This is a genomic window from Flaviflexus ciconiae, assembly GCF_003971195.1.
Classification (GTDB): Bacteria; Actinomycetota; Actinomycetes; order Actinomycetales; family Actinomycetaceae; genus Flaviflexus; species Flaviflexus ciconiae.
The window spans coordinates 1,930,073-1,950,178 of record NZ_CP034593.1; the positions used below are offsets into that span (position 1 = coordinate 1,930,073).

Annotated in this window: 17 protein-coding genes and 2 pseudogenes; 9 read left to right on the forward strand and 10 right to left on the reverse strand. The window is 57.7% G+C overall.

What is annotated here, in order from left to right:
* Positions 1-366 precede the first annotated feature (366 nt).
* From istA to EJ997_RS08475, 3 genes are all read left to right on the forward strand, one after another.
* Positions 367-1,923: an IS21 family transposase gene (gene istA / locus EJ997_RS08465; protein ID WP_126704161.1), complete on the forward strand. Its 1,557-nt coding sequence runs from the start codon at positions 367-369 to the stop codon at positions 1,921-1,923.
* Complete coding sequence (locus EJ997_RS08470; protein WP_126704162.1) at positions 1,920-2,669, forward strand: ATP-binding protein; 750 nt, start codon at positions 1,920-1,922, stop codon at positions 2,667-2,669. The genes istA and EJ997_RS08470 overlap by 4 nt, the downstream gene beginning before the upstream one ends.
* A 365-nt stretch (positions 2,670-3,034) precedes the next feature.
* Positions 3,035-3,481 carry a hypothetical protein gene (locus tag EJ997_RS08475; protein ID WP_126704163.1) on the forward strand — a complete coding sequence of 149 codons (447 nt, stop codon included), beginning with the start codon at positions 3,035-3,037 and terminating at the stop codon, positions 3,479-3,481.
* A gap of 161 nt (positions 3,482-3,642) precedes the next feature.
* Here EJ997_RS08475 and EJ997_RS08480 read toward each other — a convergent pair whose 3' ends face one another.
* The 7 genes and pseudogenes from EJ997_RS08480 to dnaK form a co-directional block, all read right to left on the reverse strand.
* Positions 3,643-4,266, reverse strand: a complete 624-nt coding sequence (locus EJ997_RS08480) for a hypothetical protein (protein WP_126704164.1) — start codon at positions 4,264-4,266, stop codon at positions 3,643-3,645.
* Entirely contained in the window at positions 4,263-5,021 is a 759-nt protein-coding gene (locus EJ997_RS08485) for an ABC transporter ATP-binding protein (protein ID WP_126704165.1), read from the reverse strand. Before EJ997_RS08485 ends, EJ997_RS08480 begins: the two co-directional genes overlap by 4 nt.
* Positions 5,018-6,256: a hypothetical protein gene (locus tag EJ997_RS08490; RefSeq protein ID WP_126704166.1), complete on the reverse strand. Its 1,239-nt coding sequence runs from the start codon at positions 6,254-6,256 to the stop codon at positions 5,018-5,020. The genes EJ997_RS08485 and EJ997_RS08490 overlap by 4 nt, the downstream gene beginning before the upstream one ends.
* Positions 6,257-6,982: 726 nt before the next feature.
* Positions 6,983-7,438 (reverse strand): heat shock protein transcriptional repressor HspR, encoded by a 456-nt coding sequence (locus tag EJ997_RS08495; RefSeq protein WP_323052608.1) that lies wholly within the window; start codon positions 7,436-7,438, stop codon positions 6,983-6,985.
* Positions 7,435-8,432: pseudogene (locus EJ997_RS13535) on the reverse strand (DnaJ C-terminal domain-containing protein). The gene EJ997_RS08495 and the pseudogene EJ997_RS13535 overlap by 4 nt, the downstream one beginning before the upstream one ends.
* Positions 8,433-8,494: 62 nt before the next feature.
* Positions 8,495-9,145, reverse strand: coding sequence for a nucleotide exchange factor GrpE (locus EJ997_RS08510; protein ID WP_126704170.1), 651 nt, complete (start codon positions 9,143-9,145; stop codon positions 8,495-8,497).
* A pseudogene (gene dnaK / locus EJ997_RS08515) lies at positions 9,142-11,000 on the reverse strand (molecular chaperone DnaK). The gene EJ997_RS08510 and the pseudogene dnaK overlap by 4 nt, the downstream one beginning before the upstream one ends.
* A 420-nt stretch (positions 11,001-11,420) precedes the next feature.
* On the opposite strand from dnaK, the gene EJ997_RS08520 reads away from it, so the two are divergent.
* Both EJ997_RS08520 and EJ997_RS08525 read left to right on the forward strand, forming a co-directional pair.
* The gene (locus EJ997_RS08520) at positions 11,421-11,714 is read left to right on the forward strand and encodes an SRPBCC domain-containing protein (RefSeq protein ID WP_126704171.1); all 294 of its coding nucleotides are present in this window, start codon (positions 11,421-11,423) and stop codon (positions 11,712-11,714) included.
* Positions 11,696-12,037 (forward strand): SRPBCC family protein, encoded by a 342-nt coding sequence (locus EJ997_RS08525; protein WP_126704172.1) that lies wholly within the window; start codon positions 11,696-11,698, stop codon positions 12,035-12,037. Before EJ997_RS08520 ends, EJ997_RS08525 begins: the two co-directional genes overlap by 19 nt.
* Before the next feature lie 156 nt (positions 12,038-12,193).
* On the opposite strand, the gene EJ997_RS08530 is transcribed toward EJ997_RS08525, so the two are convergent.
* Together EJ997_RS08530 and EJ997_RS08535 are read right to left on the reverse strand one after the other, a co-directional pair.
* Entirely contained in the window at positions 12,194-12,589 is a 396-nt protein-coding gene (locus tag EJ997_RS08530) for a zinc-binding dehydrogenase (protein ID WP_164719907.1), read from the reverse strand.
* A 58-nt stretch (positions 12,590-12,647) separates the two neighbouring features.
* Positions 12,648-13,163, reverse strand: a complete 516-nt coding sequence (locus EJ997_RS08535) for an alcohol dehydrogenase catalytic domain-containing protein (RefSeq protein WP_126704174.1) — start codon at positions 13,161-13,163, stop codon at positions 12,648-12,650.
* Positions 13,164-13,228: 65 nt separating this feature from the next.
* On the opposite strand from EJ997_RS08535, the gene EJ997_RS08540 reads away from it, so the two are divergent.
* The 3 genes from EJ997_RS08540 (at position 13,229) to EJ997_RS08550 (ending at position 17,400) form a co-directional block, all read left to right on the forward strand.
* Entirely contained in the window at positions 13,229-13,954 is a 726-nt protein-coding gene (locus EJ997_RS08540; protein WP_126704175.1) for a TetR/AcrR family transcriptional regulator, read from the forward strand.
* A gap of 351 nt (positions 13,955-14,305) precedes the next feature.
* Entirely contained in the window at positions 14,306-14,653 is a 348-nt protein-coding gene (locus EJ997_RS08545) for a hypothetical protein (protein WP_126704176.1), read from the forward strand.
* Between the two features lie 2 nt (positions 14,654-14,655).
* Positions 14,656-17,400 (forward strand): hypothetical protein, encoded by a 2,745-nt coding sequence (locus EJ997_RS08550; RefSeq protein ID WP_126704177.1) that lies wholly within the window; start codon positions 14,656-14,658, stop codon positions 17,398-17,400.
* Between the two features lie 173 nt (positions 17,401-17,573).
* On the opposite strand, the gene EJ997_RS08555 is transcribed toward EJ997_RS08550, so the two are convergent.
* Positions 17,574-18,521: a LysR family transcriptional regulator gene (locus EJ997_RS08555; RefSeq protein WP_126704178.1), complete on the reverse strand. Its 948-nt coding sequence runs from the start codon at positions 18,519-18,521 to the stop codon at positions 17,574-17,576.
* 70 nt (positions 18,522-18,591) lie between these two features.
* Here EJ997_RS08555 and EJ997_RS08560 point away from each other — a divergent pair, with 70 nt between their 5' ends.
* Positions 18,592-19,851 (forward strand): MFS transporter, encoded by a 1,260-nt coding sequence (locus EJ997_RS08560; RefSeq protein ID WP_206501624.1) that lies wholly within the window; start codon positions 18,592-18,594, stop codon positions 19,849-19,851.
* Positions 19,852-20,106 lie beyond the last annotated feature (255 nt).

The window sequence follows — 20,106 nt, forward strand, 5'->3', positions numbered from 1 at the left end:
AAGGTTTCCCCATTTTCTCTCAACTGAAAACATGTCTGCTCTGCCCGTTTCCGGGCCGTCATCATGCTGTTCGAGCAAAGTGAATTCCAGGAGACGAAAGAAGAACGGGGAAAGAAATCTATGTGAATAAACGTCTACATTATTGTGAAGCAAGCCTCTCTGCCTGCTATAACGCAGCGCGAGTAGAGCTATTTAGAGCGCTGTGAATATTCGTGGTTGTAAGAGCCGGTCATGGTGCGGCTCAGAGCCAGTGGTCGTTTACCTGGATGGCGCCGGTGGGAGCCATTTATGGCGTGTCTGAGAGCCACCCTGGTTAGGCTCCTTCCGTCGCGTGGATAGGTCGCGCGACGAAAGGAGCATGTACCCATGGTACGAAAGATTAAGTCGAAGCTGATTTTAGAGCTTCGTTCCCAGGGACAATCAGGCCGCGCGATCGCAGCCGCCCGCGGGATGTCACGTAATAGCATCGCCCAAGTATTCGAAGCCGCCGACCGCGAAGGCCTGTCCTACGACGAAATAGCCGAGATACCTGAAGCGGAGGTTTATGCGCGGCTGTTTCCCGGCCGCGGAGAACACACCAGCGTTTACGTCCAACCCGATTGGGCCCGCGTCCACCGCGAACTTGCCAGGGTCGGGGTGACATTGAAACTGTTGCACAGCGAATACGTTGACCTCGTGAAAGACGAGGGTGGTCTGGCGATGAGTTATGACAGGTTCTGCCGACGATATCAACATCATGTGCACCTCACCGGGGTCGCCTCTCGGGTAGGGCATAAAGCCGGACAATCAGTGGAAGTGGACTGGGCTGGCCCCACGATGACCTTGACCAATCCGGTCACTGGTACGGAGCAGAAGGTCTATCTGTTCGTCGCTTGCCTGCCGTTCTCGCGGTATGCGTTTGTCGAGCCCTGCGCGGATATGACACAGGCCTCGTGGTTGAACGCTCATGTAGCGATGTTCGACTACTTCGGGGGCAGCGTCCCGCGGATCGTCTGTGACAACCTGAAAACCGGTGTCATCACCCGACCCCGGGAGGGCGAGATCGTCTTGAATGATTCCTACCGTCAGCTCGCCGGCCACTACTCGGCAGCCGTGCTCCCCGCCCGGGTGGGAAAACCGAAAGACAAAGCAAGCGTGGAGAACACGGTCTGGCACGTGGCCACGAGAATCAACGCCAAGCTGCGAGAACGCACTTTCACTTCTCTTGCCGAGCTGCGCCAAGCAATCCACGATGAGCTCGAGTCCTATAATGCTGAACCGTTTCAGAAGCGTGCAGGCTCTCGCACGAGTGTCTTCCGCACCGAGGAGGAGCCGCTGCTGCGCCCGCTACCAGCGGTACCGTATGAGATTGCTACCTGGGTCTATAGCCGTAAAGTCGCAAAGAACTCTCATGTGGTGTGGCAGAAGAACTCCTACTCCGTGCCCTACGTGAACATCGGTAAAACGGTTGACCTGCGGATCACGACCTCAATGGTAGAGATCTACGACGGCCACGATCGGCTCACCAGTCACGTCCGCGTCCCTGCCCGGACCAGCGGGGTCTATCGCACGCATGACGGTGACCTGCCTGAGGGGAAGGGCTATCAGCCCTGGGACGAGCACCGCGTCCGTGACTGGGCCACCAGGATCGGCCCGAACGCCCTCACGGTCGTTGATCAGATCTTTGCCGCTGTCCCAGTCACCGAGCAGGGCCTGGACCCCGCTCTCGCAGTCCTACGCCTATCTCGACGGTTTACCACCGGTCGGGTCGAGGCCGCCTGCAAGATTGCCTTGGAGGCCAATATTCGCTCCCCACGCTATAGCCACGTGCGCCCGATCCTCGATACCGGACAAGACAAAACCGGAAATGCTGTTCCATCTTCTTCTGAAGGTGGCGGCTATGTTCGCGGGGCTTCCTACTACGCCGGAGGCCAATCGAAATGACGATGCTCGATACTGAAACGAAGAACAAAATGCGCGACATGGGAGCAGCCTCCCTCCTCGATGCGCTGAGCGCCCTTGATGATGCCTTGACACTGGGACTGTCGTTTGAGGAGAAGCTCAAGCTTGCTGTTGATGACGCGCACGCCGTGTTCACTCACGCGAAGATCCAAGGCCTGGGGCGCCGCTCAGGAGTGCGCTACCCCGACGCGGACCTGCGTAGGGTCGATATGCTCACCGAACGCGGACTTGATCAGGGGATGCTGGCTCAGCTGGGAACCTGCCGGTTCATCGAGTTGCACCACAACATCGTCTTCCAGGGCTTCACGGGTTCGGGCAAGTCCTATCTCGGCTCCGCCCTTGCGAACCAAGCATGCCAACACCGGATCCGAGCTCACTATGTACGGATGCCCGACCTGGAAGAGCTCATCAGCGTCGCGGCCGATAGGCCCCACGGGAAGACACAGCTGCTCAAGAAGCTGAGTAACTTCACTCTGCTTGTGATCGATGAATGGCTCTTGGATCCGCCTGACGAAGCGCTTCAGAGCTTCCTCCTGGAGCTGCTCGAGCGTCGCTATGACGCTGCCTCAACAGTGTTCTGCACCCAGTATCCGAAAAAGGACTGGCACACCCGCCTCGGCGGCAGCGTCCATGCTGATGCGATCATGGATCGCATCGTTCACAACACGACGTGGATCGAGACCGGCACCTTCAACATGAGAGAACACCAAGCACGAATAATGCTCTAAAAATGCGTGTGAGAGCCAGTGGCTCCCAACAACACCAGTCACTGGCTCTCACAGGCACCATAGCCGGCTCCCCGACACACGAACAGATGGCTCTAAACAGGCCGGATACTCACGCTGTGAGCCTGGCAACACAACAACCTGAATCTCGGATTGCCCAAGCAGTGTCAGCCGTAGGCCGTGTAGTCAACAACCGCCACATTATTGCGATTAGACAAATTGGACATTTGGCACGAATTTGGGCTTTTTATCATTAAATATTTCATTTGATGGCGACTACACGAGGAAAGGGCTCTTGTACGCAAGACCGCCACATGAGAAGCTATTTGCACCTCCTTCGACTGCATATTCGATAAGAAGCACTCATCATGAAAACGAGAAAGAAAGCCGCATTATCAGTGGCACTTCTCGCCGCCTCAGCTTGGCTGGCTGGCTGCTCTGGCGACGGCTCACCTCAAGGCACCACGACAACACCCACACAGTCCGACGCTGAGTTCATTTCAGTGAGATCAATCAAGGGCAAGGCCCCGGGGACAGTGTGGATTATCGAAGGCGCGGTCTTTAAGGACGATAGTGGCGGATCACGAATGTGCGACACAGTGCTTGAGTCCGATCCGCCCCAGTGTGGAACACCAGAGATACAACTGCTTTCATTACCAGACGACGTACCGTTCACCGACGTCGATCTGGACTATCGCGAACCAATGTCCGAGCTTCGACTTCGAGTTAAACTTGAAAGTCCTGAAACAGCTCAAGTACTGGAAGTTCTTGAAGTAACGTCAATCGAAGAGCTCGAAAGCCCACCAACCGAATAAGGATGCTATCCCTCACTCACCAACCCTGCCCGCTCAGATAGCAGCCACCAAGGTTATTCGACCGCAAGCATAGATGACGGCTGCCCGCATTTCGACCCCAGCCTGTCCATCACCGATAGTGCTTTGCGCTATTCACATACTTCAACACTTGCGACAAGCCATCAGTCCGCCCTGATCTTCGGGTTGCCGATACTCGCGATGACAAGGCCAAGGCCATAGGCACAGACAGCAGTGACGACAAGAGAGCCACTTGTATTGAGGACCAGGTTCCAGGGCTGCACCGTGTACTCATCTTTCCAAGAGAAGGCGAGGAACACGGCCATCAATGCTGTGGGAATCAGCCACATGCGGGGTCCAGCGGTGAGCCCGGCCGCAAGGAACCCTACTCCATGAAAAAAGAGCATGGACGTCAGAAACACTGCGACATGCTCCCGCGGCATGTCCAGACCGGCTATCTCTCTCAGCACTATCGAGACGCCGAGTATCAGCAAAGCCTGGGCGACTGTTGCAATCAGCAGAAGCAATGCTCTTGCTTGTGCCACCCTGCGCGTCGCCAGGATCTCCATTGCAGGACTCACCGAATGGACGAGTGTCGCGCTGAGGGACCCGAGTACGAAGCCGATGAGGTAGCTGATGGGAGTGTCCCTGACATTGTTGAACCCGGGGATGCCATACGCGGAAGGATGAAGGAGAAGCAGAATGACTGTGGCAATAACGGAGAGTACCGCTACACCCCAAGCACGGCGCGTCTTGAGAAAGATGCGCCAGGCTCCAAACCTCGTCATTGGCCAGCTCTCATCAGATTCACGTAGATGCGCTCCAGCGCTTCGATCGAACGGTCACCTTCTCGAAGGATGTCCGCTGAGCCCGCGTACGCCAGATTGCCGTCACTGATGACAACAAGATAGTCCGCCAAGGATGCAACGTCCTCGATGAGATGCGTGGAGATAAGGACTAATCTCGAATCCAACGATCTCAGCACTTCCCGAAACTGCGAACGCTGCTCAGGATCCAAGCCCGAAGTCGGTTCATCAAGGATCAGCAGATCCGGGTCACCCGCTGTTGCCGCAGCTATTCCCGCTCTTTGACGCATTCCTCCCGAGAGCTCTCTGAGCTTGACGTGCTTAGTCTGCGAGAGGCCAACGCGGTCGATCGCCACTTCAGAGGCCGCCTCAATCTTGATCTTCGAGAATCCTCGCATCCACAGGGAATATTCCACATACTCTTTCACTGTCAATTTGTTATCTGCAGTGAAATCCTGCGGCAGGTAGCCAAGGTTTCGTCGAAGCTCATTTCGCCCCTGTTTGGCCGCGATGTCATGGCCAAGAACAACAATGCTTCCAGCCTTTGGTTTCAACAGCGTGGCAATGGTTCGCATGAGCGTCGTCTTACCCGCTCCATTTGGGCCGGCTAAAGCCACAATCGAACGGTCAGGCACATCAAGGGAGAAGTCCTTCAGAACTTCACGGTTGCCATAGCCTTGCGTGAGGCCCGAGACCTTTATGCCTGTCGGCAGTTTTCCAGATTCTTCGATCGTCATTGTGCAATCTCTCCCGAGAACTCGCAGTATTCATTGTAATGGGCCAGCTGTTCCCCGAGCCAGGCAACTCGGTCTGCCTCCGGCCACTCCTCAAGAACCTGTCCGACTTGAAGCCGCCACGCATCCATTTCCGGACTCGAAGTCGCCCACGAATCATCCGCCATGTCACCGATGACGTACGCAGTCATGAGGTCTGCAACTTGGAAATGTCGATCAAAATCTTCGCCTGTGGAGTTCCCGTCGACGCACTGCGGGAACCCGGTATGGGTGTCCACCGCCGGTGCAACAAAGCCCTGTGCTGATCGCAGTGATGCTCCGCCCTCAACCGGGGCAACAGTCATGCGATGACCGCCACGGCTCGCACCGTCATAGCCAGGTTCGGCAAAAACGATGCTGGGACGCTCGATCCCCGCTGCCGCTTCAAGGGCTTGAGCACGTTCCAACTGGGCAACCAGCCCGGGAAGCAGCGGCTCATCCTCTGGCCAGACACAGATCGAATCTGATGCGACCGTGACGCACTCGGGATCCGCGGTAGGCACACGAGGATAGTTGTAAACGTGTATCGAGCCGCCAATGAAGACCAGGGCAACAAAGCCGACGAGGGTTAGTCCGGCAACTGCAGCAGCACGTTTTTCACTAGCTCTATATGCGAGGAGAAGACCTACGAAGAGCAGGGCGGCAAGAAGTACGACAAATAGAAGTGCCGCTCGGTCGAACATCGTCCATGTATCCGCATGTGCACTCGTCACGATCGTGTACATCCACGCATAGACAGCCAGCACAAAGGCAACGAGCGGTGCAATCACTCGACCAGCGAACAAACGCGCGGCCACTTTGCCGAGAAGAACCATTGCGATCCCGAACAGCAGCGCATACAGCGGGTATCCCCAATCGAAATAGCCATAGCCAAAAGCTGCAACCAAAAGATAGGCGACACTCGATACCATAACCGTCGGGATAATGGAGAGCGTTAAAACATCCGCGCCCCAGTGCAACACGACAATCCCAAATTGGGATCGTGGCGAGACTTCAGTGACCGGCCTAGCCTCGGCCTCGATTCGAGCTGACTCTCTCGTGGCAGCAATTGCCGCTGCGGCAGCGCCTACCAGGAGCATGGAGATCCAAATCGACGGGCCTAGGCCATTGAATGTCGGCCACCATCTCTCGAGCAGCAATAGCAGAACAGCACTCTGGATGATGAAGATAAAGAGGGAGCCTCGAAGGCGCTCTCTCATGCGAAGAAAATTCATAGTGTCTATCCGAATTCAAGGGCGGTGGGCGCGACGATCAAAGTTTGCCGCACCCACCGCTTAGATCACTGATACTTTGTCTGTCCGTCATGCACGTTAAAAGTGCAGCCCACTTCGGATATTCCAGTGACATTCGAGTTGCGAGAAACCGATCTGAAAGTTCCCATTCGGGTCGGCTGGCCTGTGCACCACGCTTTCGTCGCGTACTCAAATGATCGTGTTGCCGGTCTGCAATTCGTCCATGCCTTGGAACCGCTTATATAAGCTTGACAGCCATACACGTTCGATCCCCGATAGCCCTCTGCCGCGATCGCAGTACCGCCCATCCCTAAAACAAGTAAGAGCGTTGCCAACACGCTCGTCATCGTCTTTTTCATAATTTCTCCAAACCTGCATCTGCAGGAGTAACCCCCCCCCCAAGGCCATTCTTGAGGGTTTGTGGTGATGAAAGTATATCGTGTAAACATTCGTTGTGAGCTGAGAACCGGAAGCTGACGCAAAGTATTATTCAGTGGAAAATCGGCAAAGCAGATAGACAATATTCCTTAACATTGCGGGCATGTAACTGACGAGCCGCTATCACCTCACGCACCTACCCATCCCTGCCAAGATCACGACAACACGAAAGCCGCCCTTTCGGGCGGCTCATCTTCACCGATCAACAGTTCTACGGCAGTAGACGCATCGAGCCGGCGACATCGTGACGTCACCTTACCTCGGCCGCCAAATCACAAGCGCGGAGCTGCGGCGTACGGCTTCGTCGGCGGGCGCGCGTTCACCGCGCGACAGGGCAACAATGGAGCCGTCCTGACCGGCAGCGAAGACGCGCCTTTCGGCAGCCTGCTTTTCCAGCAGGACATCCTTGAGTCGGTTAGCCATCGACTTCAGGCGAGAGTTTTCCCGCTTGAGCTTCTTGACTTCCTGCTCGAGCTCCAGGATCCGGGAGATACCTGCCAAGTTAATTCCCTCTTCCTGGGACAGCGTCTGGATCTCTTGGAGAGCCGCGATGTCGTTGAGCGAGTAGCGGCGTCCGCCACCCCTCGTGCGTGAGGCAACGACGAGTCCGAGGCGGTCGTATTGGCGGACGGTTTGTGCGTGCATCCCCGCCATCTGCGCCGCAATCGAGACGGAGAAGACGGGGTCGTTCCTGGACAGCGAGGGGCTCACGATACCTCAGCCATCCTCACCAGGTCAGCACGCGGATCAGCGTCCCCGGTTGCTTCCTGGAATGCCTCAACGGCTGCCTTGGCTTCCGCTGAGAGCTTCTTGGGAACCACGATCTTCAGGGTGACAAGCATGTCGCCCGGCAGTCCCTTGCCTTTCACTCCGCGTCCACGCACCCGCAGGGTACTACCGGACGAGGACCCGGACGGGATCTTCACGGTAACAGTGTCGCCATGAACCGTGGGAACAGAAACCTTCGCACCCAGTGCGGCTTCGGAGAATGACACGGGGAGTGTCATCCGAACGTTCTTGCCGTCCAGTTCAAACACGGGGTGCTTCTCAACCGTGACGGTGATGAGCAGGTCGCCGGCTTCCCCGCCGTTTTGGCCGGGCTGTCCCTTGCCGCGGAGCCTGATCTTCTGACCGTCGCTCACACCTGCAGGGACCTTCGCCGAATAGCGCTGGCCGTGGTTCGAGACCTGAATCGTTGCGCCCTGGACTGCCTGGGCGAGCGAGATACTTGTTGATGCGGTCTCGTCGGCGCCGCGCTGTGGGCGCCTGCCAAAGCCGCCGAAGCCTCCCCGCCGAACGGGGATCCTCCGCCTCCCCCGAACATTCCGGACAGGATGTCGTCGAAGCCGCCCTGCGATGTCTGCTGGTAGCGTGCACCTCCCGGGGCAGCCCCTCCACCGAACATGCTGGAGAAGACGTCTTCGAAACCTCCGCCTCCGGCACCGCCGGCGGAGAAGCGGGCTCCGCCGCCTCCCATGGCGCGAATAGCGTCGTACTGTTTGCGGTCTTCCGCGTCGGAAAGGACCGCGTAGGCTTCGCCTACCTCTTTAAATTTGCTCTCTGCCGCAGCATCACCCGGGTTCTTATCCGGATGGTAGGTGCGCGCGAGCTTGCGATAGGCCTTCTTGATTTCGTCCTGCGAGGCGTCCTTGCTGACACCGAGAACGGCATAAAAGTCCTTGGATAGCCAATCCTGACTAGCCATGGCGCATCACCTCCTTCTGTTGTGGGTGTGCCGGGCGTTTATGCCCGGCACACCTCATTGAATTACTGCGGCGAGACAACGCCGACCCGTGCGGGCCGGAGCACCTTGTCTCCGTGCTTGTATCCGGGCTGGATCAGAGTTCCGATCTGCTCAGATTCGACGTCCTCGGACTGAGAGTGCATGAGGGCTTCGTGGATTTCGGGATCGAAGGGATCCCCCACTGCCCCGAAGCGGACGAGCTGGTAGTTCGTTTCGAGAGTGTTCTCGACCTTGAGGGCGATCTTCCCGGCGGGGCCTTCGAGGCCATCGTGCTGGCGGGCCAGCTCAATGTCATCAAGGACCGACAGGAGGTTCTCCAGAACCGAGGCGATTCCCGCCTGCTTCTGGGCTGCCGCCTCCGCCTTGGACCGTCGGACGTAGCCGTTGTACTCCTGCGACACGTTGTACGTGTCGGCACGGGACCGTGCAAGCTGGTCTTCCAGCTCCACAATCTTCGCCTGGGCTTCCAGTAGCGGATCGATTTCTTCCGCTTCCTCGTCGCCTTCAGCGGCAGTCTCCTCAGTTTCTACACCGTCGGCTACTGTTTCCTCAGTCTCGGCGGCCGCGGTAGCGGCACCCTCTTCAGGTACCTCTACGGATTCGACCTGCTCCTCGGGAGTGGTGCCAGCATCCTCCGAGTGCTTCCTCTCTTCGGGTGACTGGTTTTCACTCACTTGTTGTTACCGTCCTCTTCATCAACTACTTCGGCGTCGACAATGTCGTCGTCTTCCTGGGCTTCCTGCGCCGGGGCTTCGCCCTCGGCAGGTGCCTCAGAAGCGGCCTGTGCGTAAATGGCTTCGCCGATCTTCTGCGATTTCTCGGTCAGCTCCGCCTGAGCGGTCTTGAGTGCCTCAACGTCTTCGCCTTCGAGTGCGGTCTTGACCGCGTCGACAGCGCCCTGAACGTCGGAGACGAGTGCGTCATCGAGCTTGTCCTTGTTCTCCTCGAGAAGCTTCTCGATGGAGTAGACCTGCTGCTCGGAGGTGTTGCGGAGCTCCTGCTCCTCCTTACGCTTGGCGTCCTCAGCCGCGTGCGCTTCGGCTTCCTTGACCATGCGGTCGATCTCTTCCTGGGGAAGAGCCGAGCCACCGGTGATCGTCATCGACTGTTCCTTGCCGGTGCCACGGTCCTTAGCGGACACGTGGACGATGCCGTTGGCGTCGATGTCGAACGTGACCTCAACCTGGGGCATGCCACGGGGTGCGGGAGCAATACCGGTGAGTTCGAAGGTGCCCAGCGGCTTGTTGTCGCGAGCAAACTCGCGCTCGCCCTGGTAGACCTGGATGAGAACCGAAGGCTGGTTGTCTTCAGCGGTCGAGAAGACCTCGGAACGCTTGGTCGGGATAGCGGTGTTGCGCTCAATAAGCTTCGTCATGACGCCACCCTTGGTCTCGATACCGAGCGACAGCGGGGTCACGTCAATCAGGAGAACGTCCTTGCGGTCACCGGTGATGACACCGGCCTGGAGGGCTGCACCAACGGCAACGACCTCGTCCGGGTTCACGGACTTGTTCGGCTCCTTACCACCGGTCAGTTCCTTAACAACCTCGGTCACCATGGGCATACGGGTCGAGCCACCGACGAGAACAACGTGGTCGATCTCGGAGAGCTTGATGCCGGCGTCGTTAATGACGTTGTTGAAGGGAACCTTCGTGCGGTCGAGGAGATCGCGGGTCATCTCTTCGAACTTGGCGCGGGTCAGCTTCTCATCGAGGTGCAGCGGGCCATTCTCCGTCATGGAGAGGTACTGGAGGGTGATGTTCGTCGAGGTGGCCGAGGAGAGTTCCTTCTTGGCCTGCTCGGCAGCTTCCTTGAGGCGCTGGAGAGCAATCTTGTCCTTCGACAGGTCAACACCGTAGGAGTTCTTGGCCTGGCCAACGAGCCAGTCAACAATCTTCTGATCCCAGTCGTCACCACCGAGGCGGTTGTCGCCGTTGGTTGCACGAACCTGAATGGTGGAGAAATCGTCCTCGTCCTTACCAACTTCGAGGAGCGAGACGTCGAAGGTACCGCCACCGAGGTCGAAGACCAGGATGAGCTCGTCCTCCTTACCCTTCTCAAGGCCGTAAGCAAGAGCAGCGGCCGTGGGCTCGTTGACGATGCGTTGGACATTCAGGCCAGCAATCTGACCGGCGTCCTTCGTTGCCTGACGCTCAGCATCGTTGAAGTAGGCGGGAACCGTAATAACTGCGTCGGTTACCTCTTCGCCCAGGTATGCCTCGGCGTCCTTCTTGAGCTTGCCAAGAATGAAAGCAGAGATCTGCTGCGGGGTGTACGTCGTATCGTCGATGTCGACGGACCAGTCGGTGCCCATGTGGCGCTTGACCGACTGAACGGTGCGGTCAACGTTGGTGACGGCCTGACGCTTGGCGATCTCGCCAACGAGGACCTCACCCGACTTCGAGAAACCAACAACCGAGGGGTGGTGCGAGCGCCTTCGGCGTTCGCAATAACGGTGGGTTCGCCACCTTCAAGAACAGCAACACACGAGTTCGTGGTGCCGAGGTCGATACCTACTGCACGTGCCATATTTGTTTACTCCTTCCGGGCCGTAGCCCTAACCGCATATCGCGGCACATTCACTTTTCCTTCTCAAGTTTGAACCAATCTGATGGTTATGTCCAACCGACTGATCAATTCTTGAGTCCACTAATATCAACTTTGAATCTGATGGATTTATTCCACAAAGATCAAAACTCGCGAAATTTCAACGAAAACTTCGCGCGCTCTCGATAGAACAATCGAAATTTCACCTTTCAAATACAGGATTTCTCACAGGTCCTTGCCGACATCTTCACAGCCTCACCCCAGGATCGGCACCTGCCTCGAGCACCAACTTTCTTCTAACTCAGTCCCCACAATCTCGTTCGATCCCCCGCTGTCTCGCGCGGGGCGGGAAATGTAGGGTGGAGGAGGAAGCGCTGAGGGGCAGCGCCGCGGAAGGAATCCATGACGTTCAAGGAACAGGTCCAGGCGGTCACTCGCACAGTTCAGCACTCGAAGGGCTCCCACCTGGTTGAGCTCACTCAGACCTTTCCATTCGAACCCGCAGCCATGTGGGATGCCCTGACCAGCCCGGAGGCAATGGTCCAGTGGTTCGACGTTCTAAGCGGAGACTTGGAAGAGGGCGGCGACTACGAACTCACCGGCTCACAGCACTCGGGAACAATCAAAACCTGCCGCCCCAGCAGTCACTCGAGGTCACCTGGGAGTACGGCGAGGACGTGTCGAACGTTTCCCTGAGCCTCACCCCCACCGGATCCGGCACTGTTCTCACCCTCGTCCACGAAGTGAAGGATGACGAACACTGGGAAACCTTTGGACCGGCCGCCACCGGGATCGGGTGGGATGGCGCCTTCTACTCCCTGCTTCTTTACCTGCGGGGCGATTCGAACTCGAACCCGGAGAAGATGGCCGAACTATCAATGACACCCGAAGGCCTCCAATTCGTTACCGACACAGCTCACGCATGGCGCAATGCGCACATTGCATCCGGTGCGAAGCAGACCGTTGCAGAAGGAATGGCGGAGCGCACAGCGAAGTTCTATCGAGGCGAGGGCGAATAGCCTCGACCTCTCCTAGCCACTAGGTACAAGCTTTGCGCAGTGTCGCTCACCGCTAGGTGCCGGCCTCTTCGACCAAAACGCCCGGGAGGACCTGCCATAATGTCACCTCGACGGCCTGTCACCGCGTCACCTCCACGGCTTGTCACCGCCACGGTTTCACGCGATGTCGACAAGGACCTTTCCGAACACCTCGCCGCGCTCCAGTGCGCCGAGAGCCTGCGGCACCTCTTCTAAGGACACGGCCCACCCAATCACGGGCTTAAGTCTGCCGCTCGTCACATAGTCGGCCAATGTTTCGAGATCATTTGTCCTCGTGGAGGACACAAGCATTTTGACTTTCTGCTTTGAAAAAACACTCGAGACCATTCCCCCAACCTGCCTCCCGAGGCCCGCCGCGAACGAGCTACCACCCTCGCCGCCAATAAGGACGAGAGTGCCGGTTGGAGAAAGTGCCCGGCGGAGAGTGGAGATCGGAACCATGCCGCCAATATCGAAGATCGCATCAAAGTCACCACTTGCCGGGAGCGGCTCCCTGTCATAGCTGATGACCAAGTCCGGTTGCAGCCCTTCCAGTTGTTTAGCCTTAGCCGAACTGGCAACCGCGACGACCTCACATCCCATGATGTTTCGCAAGTTGAACAGCGAACGTACCGACCCCACCGGAAGCACCATTGATCAACACACGCTGCCCGGGTTCCACTTTCGCCTGATCACGTAACGCTTGGAGCGCCGTACATCCGGAAGCAGGAAGAATCCCAAGTGAGTAGTCAAGAGTCTCAGGGTAAACCACCGCGATCTGTATCGGTGTAGCTATCGCATACTCGGCGAGAGTGCCGACACCGTTGCCGTATACGAGCTGGCCCGCTTCAAAACCTGTTACACCCTCACCCACGGCATTAACCTGCCCGAGGAAATCTATACCCAGTAGCGGATTACTGGGCTTACGCAACCCGGTTCCGAGCCGCATGACCTGCGGGACCCCGGTGAGCATGTGGACAATGCCGCGATCAAGGCCGGCATTATTGACCTCGATCCCGACCTGACCCTTTCCCGGCTCCGGCTTGTCAATCTCGGCAACCTGAACTTTATCGACGCTTCCATAGTTGTATCGAACCGCTGCTTGCATGACTCCGCCTCACGTAGACTTACAGCGTAAGACTAACCCACTTATACGGTGTAAGATAGAGGGTAATGAATCGGAAAAAGCAGAGCCCTAAACTTGATCGGTCCGCGATTATTGATGGCGCGGTTGCCCTGGCTAGCACGGGCGGCCTCGAGTCCCTTTCTATGCGCAAGCTCGCTGGACACTTAGGCGTTCAAGCCATGTCGCTCTACTGGTATTTCGACTCCCGGGACGCCATCCTTGATGCCGTCACGGACAGAATCTATTCATTGTTCTATCAGCCCGTTCCGGGCATGCCATGGCGACAGCAGCTTGAGAAACGTTCCCGTTCGATTATGAACATCTTGTCTGAGCACCCCTGGTCGATTCCCCTTCTCAACAACCGCAGGCCGCCGGGCGCCGCCACCCTCTCTCACCTGGATGGCTTACTTGGGTGCCTCATGATGGACGGGTTCAGTTCGACGCAGGCAGCACACGCCGCCGCTCTCGTCGACGCCCACGTCTACGGCTTCGCCATCCAGGCTTCTTCACTCTCCTTCTCATCCCAGACCGAGACCGACAGAGACGACCCGACGAGTAACAGGGGCACCCCAGGCACTGACGGGAAGGACTCAGCCGCTGACGTTGCGCAAGAGATGGCTTCCCTGTTTGCTGACGGCGCTTTCCCCTATCTTGCCCAGTTTGTTGACGAGCATGTCATGACCCCGAACTATAACTTTATGGACGAATTTGAGTGGAGCCTACAGGCGGTTCTCGATGCCGCCGGTGCCCTCTTGATTCCGCACGGAAAATAAGAAGAACGACACGCTCTCACAGCAGTTTCACGCAACCGGACCGGAACGCTGGTAGGTAAAACGGCCTGACACAGCGACTTCTCACAGGCGGCCCCACACTGAGCCAAGAGACATTGCACCGCCCTGCAACACCCCGCGGGAAGTAATACCCGCCTGCACGCTGCCCAAGACATTTGTCAATAATGGAACCCGAGCATTTGGCTTTCTGCCCGGCAAAAACACCAAGGCTCGGCTCCTCGCACCTCCGTCATTAACCCGTGTCACACCCTGATGGGTAGTTCTCACGGTGGCGCAGGTTTCGGATGCCTACCAGAATCAACCATGTACACATTGCAGATGGAAGGTTGATCAATGGGAGACGTTGTCGCAGTCGATCGAGACGCGCTGGGCATCAGCACCAAGGAGGACTGGACCGATTCTGAGACCCTGGCGAACATTGCCGGTGGCATCCAGCCCGTTATCAACGATACGTCTTCCTCAATCCACGACATTCCTGCAGGACGTGGCACCGATGGTGTTGTTCGCCTGAGGAACGAGATCGGCATGTTCCTGGAGACCATGCGAACAGTTATCCGCGAATACTCGGATGCTGCTGCCCTGCTTGGTTCAGGTCAGGAATCAGCAATGGCTAACTACGACACCACTGAGACGGACACGACCGGTCAGTTCGATTTCCTCACCTCGTCCACCGAAGGATAGTCATGAGCGACGGCGCAACCCAGTTCCCCACGGTTCCCGACACGGAAGCCGATATCAATGCCTTCGGCGAGGCAGTCAACAACGTTGGCGAGTCACTCTTGTCGACCCAGATAGCCCAAGCTGGTCCCGGCAATCTGCCCGCTTCGTGGGAGGGTAACGCCTCGGATGCTTACGCTTCTTCTGCGCTCTCCTACCAGAGCCAGCTCATCGAGCTCTCCGATGATTTTGCCCCCGTCCAGTCGGCAATCGATGCCTATGCATCGGTTGTGACGACCACGAATACCACGATCGTGGGTTTGCAGGAGGACTGGGATACTGCGAACGAAACATTCCGGCGGGAAAAGGGAGCTCTTGATTCCACCGTCACTTCTCTTACCCAGGAGGAGTATGACGAGGAGCTTCGCCGCATCACCCTCAAGCGAGACACTCAGCACAGCGACCTGACGAACACCTACAACCGCACGCTGGAAACCCTTAACGCTGAGGCGGACGCCCAAGCAAACGCGATCCTTGCCCACCACGATTCGATCGTGAGCCCCGAGACGAGAGCCGGCGGCAGGGAACTAATCGCCACCACACTGTTCGATGACATTCCGGTCCTCGATGGTGCCGCCGAGCAGGAATACTATGGCGAGCGGGCCGAGGAAGCCGCGGTTCTCTTTGAGGACGGTCAGCTCACTCTGGAAGAGGTCGAAACTTTCCTGACCGAGTATGGCGAAGATTCTTCCAACCCGTTCTTCGCTAATGCGCTGGCCGACAAGGTCGGGGCCTACAATCTCACGGGCGCCCTGATCAGTTTGGAACAGTACGGAGTACTGGCACTCGGCAATGACGATTATGACGGTGATGGTGTCCCGGACGAGTTCGACCCGACCCAGCTTGACACTGCCGCCACCCAGATCGGTTCCATTTTTGTTCTCGCATCCGGTGGAGCCAACCTAGCCGACCCGGATTCAGCTGCCGCATGGGAAGCAGTACAGCCCGGAATCGCATACGACGGCGGCCAGTCCGTGTCCAGTGCTCAGGTGGAGTTCCGGAACGGGATCATGGAGGCAGGCAACACCGATTTCACGGCGCCCAGCCCGCACGACCCCAATCCCGATCAGCACTACGACCCGTACTACGGCAAGCACGGATACGACTACATCATCACCGCCATGGGAGCGGCAGCTACCGGCAATGAATGGCTGGTTGCCGGGGATGAGTTCTTTAACGGAACCGGCAACACCGACACCTCGGTTGCCCAGGACATTCTGGAATGGGAAGCGACGTACGGTGGAGCTCGCCACGAGGCCTCGGTTGGCCCCTGGAACACTGACGGCACCAGCCTCTATTCAGGCGCCCGCACCGAGGAGGGCTACAGCAACGCTGGCATGACTCTTGCCCGCCTCATGGATTCGGTGGGCACCATCAACCCCACCGATCCGCACGCACAGTTCCTGACAGAGATGAATGAGGACAGGCGGGACTATGTCCAAACCTTCCTCGCTTCGGACACCGAGTTCCTTGACGAGAACATGAACGTTGCCGAGTACATGACTGGCCACCGCCACATCGGTTACGAGTGGAGCGACAAGGGTGAGCTGTGGGCTGAGATCATGACCGAAGCCACCGACCCCCGATTGAACGAGCTACCTGTTGAACCCGGCCCGGGAGCCACCGCTGAAGAGATTGCCGCCTACGAGACAGCAAAGGACGAGTGGATTGACGACAACCGTAAGGCTGGCATTGTCGCCGTCGGCCTCACCGAGGGCTACCAGTACGGCCTCAACCATGTTGCCGAAGTTGAGGGCATTACCGGCTTCGCACTCCGTAGCGGCGAGGAAGGTTTCGGTAGCAACAACAGCGAGCTCCGTAACCAGCTCGGATTCATTCTCGAACCCTACGCCGATGACTTCGTCACCTCGTTCAATGGTCGCTACGACGATTCCGGCACGTACAACCCGGATGAGGAGAACTGGCGGGACGGTGTCCGCATCCAGTTCCACGACGGTGTCGTCCAGGACTTCTATGGCGACCAGTCAATGTTCCGGGACATGTCCCATCACCAGCCCGAAGAAGGCAAGTCCGGTATCGACGTGTTCTCCGAAGAGATCGATCGCCTCATGCGAGAGGACATCGAACTGGCCATCGCCGACGGTGCAGACCTTGACGGCATTGCCCGTGCCGCGGCGGAATATGCGCCAATAAGTTACCTGCTGAACATGGCAGAAACAATGACCGAGGTTGAAGCCGCACACGCAGCTGACTTTCGTAACGAAACGATTAGTTTCCTCACCGGTCAAATAGAATTCAGCGAGGACCACCCCGGTGCTACCGTTCCACTAGAGATCCTTGTCGACTGGCTGTTCCCAACCGATCATGTGGAGCATGCTGACGTGGCGGCGGCCGTGGCTCACGACGAAGCTATCGCCCACTTCCAGGAACAGATCTACAGTGCCACCTGGAACTCCTGGTACGAGGGCGACTGGCAAAGCGCATTCGATACCGGTGCCGGGGTTAGCGACCCCATTGAATACCTCCAAGCCAAATCAGAAGCCAACTACGCTCTCGACGATGACTACTTCCTGACGTTCCTTGACGAAAACGGCGAGCTCAAGCCCTGGGAGGAGCTCAACGACACCCAGCGCACCGAGGTCCTTCTCTTCCTGGAATATGAAGGACTTGTCGGAGACCAATCTGTCCTCAACACCACGGACGAAGGCGGTCGGAACGAACCGGAAAACTACCAGCCTCGCGGAGGATAGAAGAGCGGGCAAGTTCCCCAACGTCACTACGGAGCTACATGAGTTATCGCATGTCCACGAGCGCAATTGCCATTGCGCGGCCATTACCCCGACCCACTATTCGGTCGCTTTAATTTCCGACCCACTATTCGGTTGTTTCAACTACTGCGCCGAGCGGGCCCCGTGACGATCGTTTAACGCTCCGCCTGTTTGCTATCCCCATACCGATTCGACGTGTCTTCCAGGAAAGATCGGACGACTGGAACCTGTTCGACACTCGATGGCCACACGAGGGCAATGTCGCGCTTAAGCTCCGTCTTGAGCGGAACGAACACGGCGCCCGGCACGTGTAACGATGGATCATCGTCTGGGAGGACGGTAATACCGATACCGGTGGAGGCAAGCCCAGCATGAGTTGCCAACGCTTCGGATTCCATCACGATCCGAGGAACTACACCGGACTTCTTCGCCAGCCTCTCCAAGATATTGCGGGTCGTGTAACCTGCGGGCGCAGCCACGAACGGTTCCCGTGCTACTTCCTTAAAATCGACGAGTTCCCGCCCGGCCAACCGGTGCCCTTCCGGGACCACGAGCGCCATGGCCTGCCGATGTACGGTGAGGATGTTGAGATCACCGAGTAGCTCGGGGAGAACATCGGGCGCACAGAGGGCAACATCCAGCTCCCCATCGAGGAGCAGCCCCACTAGTACCTCCGCAGTGTCCTGCGACAGAACCATCTCCGCACGCGGATGCTCAGAGGTAAAAGCCCGAATAAGGCGGGGTGCCAGCCATGGGCCAAGCGACGGCATGAACCCGAACCTGATCCGCCCGGTCTCGGGATCCAGCAGCCGGCGGATCTCCTCCTCGCCACGATCGAGACTACGGACGGCCCCCTGAATTGCCTTCTCCAGGGCGCGACCGCGTTCGTTGAGTCGAAGCGACCGGCCACCCCGGTCAAACAGAGTGGTACCAATACGCCTTTCAAGCCCCGACAGTTTCCGGGACAGTGTGGGTTGCGGGATGTCGAGTATCTCGGCAGCCTCGGTCAGGTGCTGCACCCGCGCGAGTGTGAGATACCAGGAATAATCGTCGGAGAGCATCGAGGCATCCCCCTCCCACTTGACACACACGTACATGGTCATGCAGTTTCTGCATGAATAAGTGCAAGTCTATTCATTTTACAAGTTGCTTGACTAGCGGGACTCTAGTCCTATGACGTTATTGGCGAAAGGCACTTCCACAGAAGCGAAGCTCAAGGGAGGGGACATGGTCGACCAGTGCGGACTTCGGCGCGGAGACCCCGACTACCGTCGTGCCGTTATTGCTCTTTTTGCCATAGGGCTGGCTTCTTTCAACGCCATCTACTGCACGCAGGCTCTTATGCCGGCGCTGTCGGATTACTTTGGGGCCACCCCAGCCATGTCAGCATGGACGGTCAGCGCAGCAACAGGAATGCTGGCGCTTGCGATCCTTCCAGCTTCGATCCTGTCGGAACGCTTTGGTCGGGGCCGCGTCATGGTCATTTCCTCACTCCTGGCTGTCACCGTGGGAGCGCTCCTTCCGTTCGTTCCCACCATCGAGTGGCTCATTGCGGGCCGCGCACTCCAAGGATTGGCTGTCGCTGGCGTACCCGCCACGGCGATGGCTTATCTTGCGGACGAGATCAACGGAATTGATCTACCGAGAGCCATGGGCCAGTACATTGCCGGTACAACATTGGGCGGTCTGCTATCCCGCCTAATTCCTGCCGGAGTGTTGGAGTTTGAGAGCTGGCGGTGGGGTCTTGGGATCAACATGATCTTCGCGGGCAGTTGCGCAATCCTTACGGTTCTTCTCATGCCGAAGCAAAAGCGGTTCACCCCGAAGAAGCTGACGATCAAGTCCGAGATCAAGGCAGTATGGCGACACCTCACCAACCCAACAATGCTTGGACTCTTCGCCATCGCTTTCCTACTCATGGGAGCCTTTGTTTCCCTGTACGACTACCTGGGATATCGACTCGCTGACGACTTCGGCTTCTCCCCCGGGCTTGCCGGATCAGTCTTTATTCTTTACCTGGTTGGCACGTTCACGTCCGGATGGGCGGGAGGAGCCGCCGTCAAGGCAGGCAGGGCAAAGATCCTCATGCTCGGCATTACTTCCTGCCTAATAGCACTCCCCCTCATTACCATCAACAGCCCGGTCACAACGATCATGGGAACCGCGATCTTCACGGGCGGCTTCTTTATCGCCCACTCCATCGCCTCCGGCTGGGTGGGGGCACTCGCACGCAAGGACAGGGCCGAGGCCACCGGCATGTACCTGACCGCCTACTACCTGGGCTCCTCAATCGTTGGCGTCGTCTCCGGACTCGTCTTCCACAACTGGGGCTGGATCGCGATGATTATCTTTCTTGCCGCCAGCGTTATCGCCGCAGCGCTCACCGGGATCTACGTGGCGCGGAATGCTGGGCGACAGTACTCCAAGCAGTAGTTCCCCAACCGAAAGCAAGGTAGCCCCGAGCAATACCGGGCAGCACCAAGCAAGAAGATCAGCAGTGCAGGTCCAGCGAAAGCCCTAATAAATTGCTAGATCACGCAAATTTCCAGGAAAACCACACACGAAATTCAACCAAGTAATCACAATTACTTTAAACATTCGACAGGCGCCTGTTGCTTTTCCCGTTGAAGTCCTTTAATGTTTCTAACAGGCACCTGATAGACAGGTTCCTGTAGATCTTGAAAGGAC

Bases quoted from the DNA above. Each gene is read 5' to 3' on its own strand.
- istA (WP_126704161.1), top strand. From the start codon at position 367: ATGGTACGAAAGATTAAGTCGAAGCTGATTTTAGAGCTTCGTTCCCAG.
- EJ997_RS08470 (WP_126704162.1), top strand. From the start codon at position 1,920: ATGACGATGCTCGATACTGAAACGAAGAACAAAATGCGCGACATGGGA.
- EJ997_RS08475 (WP_126704163.1), top strand. From the start codon at position 3,035: ATGAAAACGAGAAAGAAAGCCGCATTATCAGTGGCACTTCTCGCCGCC.
- EJ997_RS08480 (WP_126704164.1), bottom strand. From the start codon at position 4,266: ATGACGAGGTTTGGAGCCTGGCGCATCTTTCTCAAGACGCGCCGTGCT.
- EJ997_RS08485 (WP_126704165.1), bottom strand. From the start codon at position 5,021: ATGACGATCGAAGAATCTGGAAAACTGCCGACAGGCATAAAGGTCTCG.
- EJ997_RS08490 (WP_126704166.1), bottom strand. From the start codon at position 6,256: ATGAGAGAGCGCCTTCGAGGCTCCCTCTTTATCTTCATCATCCAGAGT.
- EJ997_RS08520 (WP_126704171.1), top strand. From the start codon at position 11,421: ATGACGTTCAAGGAACAGGTCCAGGCGGTCACTCGCACAGTTCAGCAC.
- EJ997_RS08535 (WP_126704174.1), bottom strand. From the start codon at position 13,163: ATGCAAGCAGCGGTTCGATACAACTATGGAAGCGTCGATAAAGTTCAG.
- EJ997_RS08540 (WP_126704175.1), top strand. From the start codon at position 13,229: ATGAATCGGAAAAAGCAGAGCCCTAAACTTGATCGGTCCGCGATTATT.
- EJ997_RS08545 (WP_126704176.1), top strand. From the start codon at position 14,306: ATGGGAGACGTTGTCGCAGTCGATCGAGACGCGCTGGGCATCAGCACC.
- EJ997_RS08550 (WP_126704177.1), top strand. From the start codon at position 14,656: ATGAGCGACGGCGCAACCCAGTTCCCCACGGTTCCCGACACGGAAGCC.
- EJ997_RS08555 (WP_126704178.1), bottom strand. From the start codon at position 18,521: ATGACCATGTACGTGTGTGTCAAGTGGGAGGGGGATGCCTCGATGCTC.
- EJ997_RS08560 (WP_206501624.1), top strand. From the start codon at position 18,592: ATGACGTTATTGGCGAAAGGCACTTCCACAGAAGCGAAGCTCAAGGGA.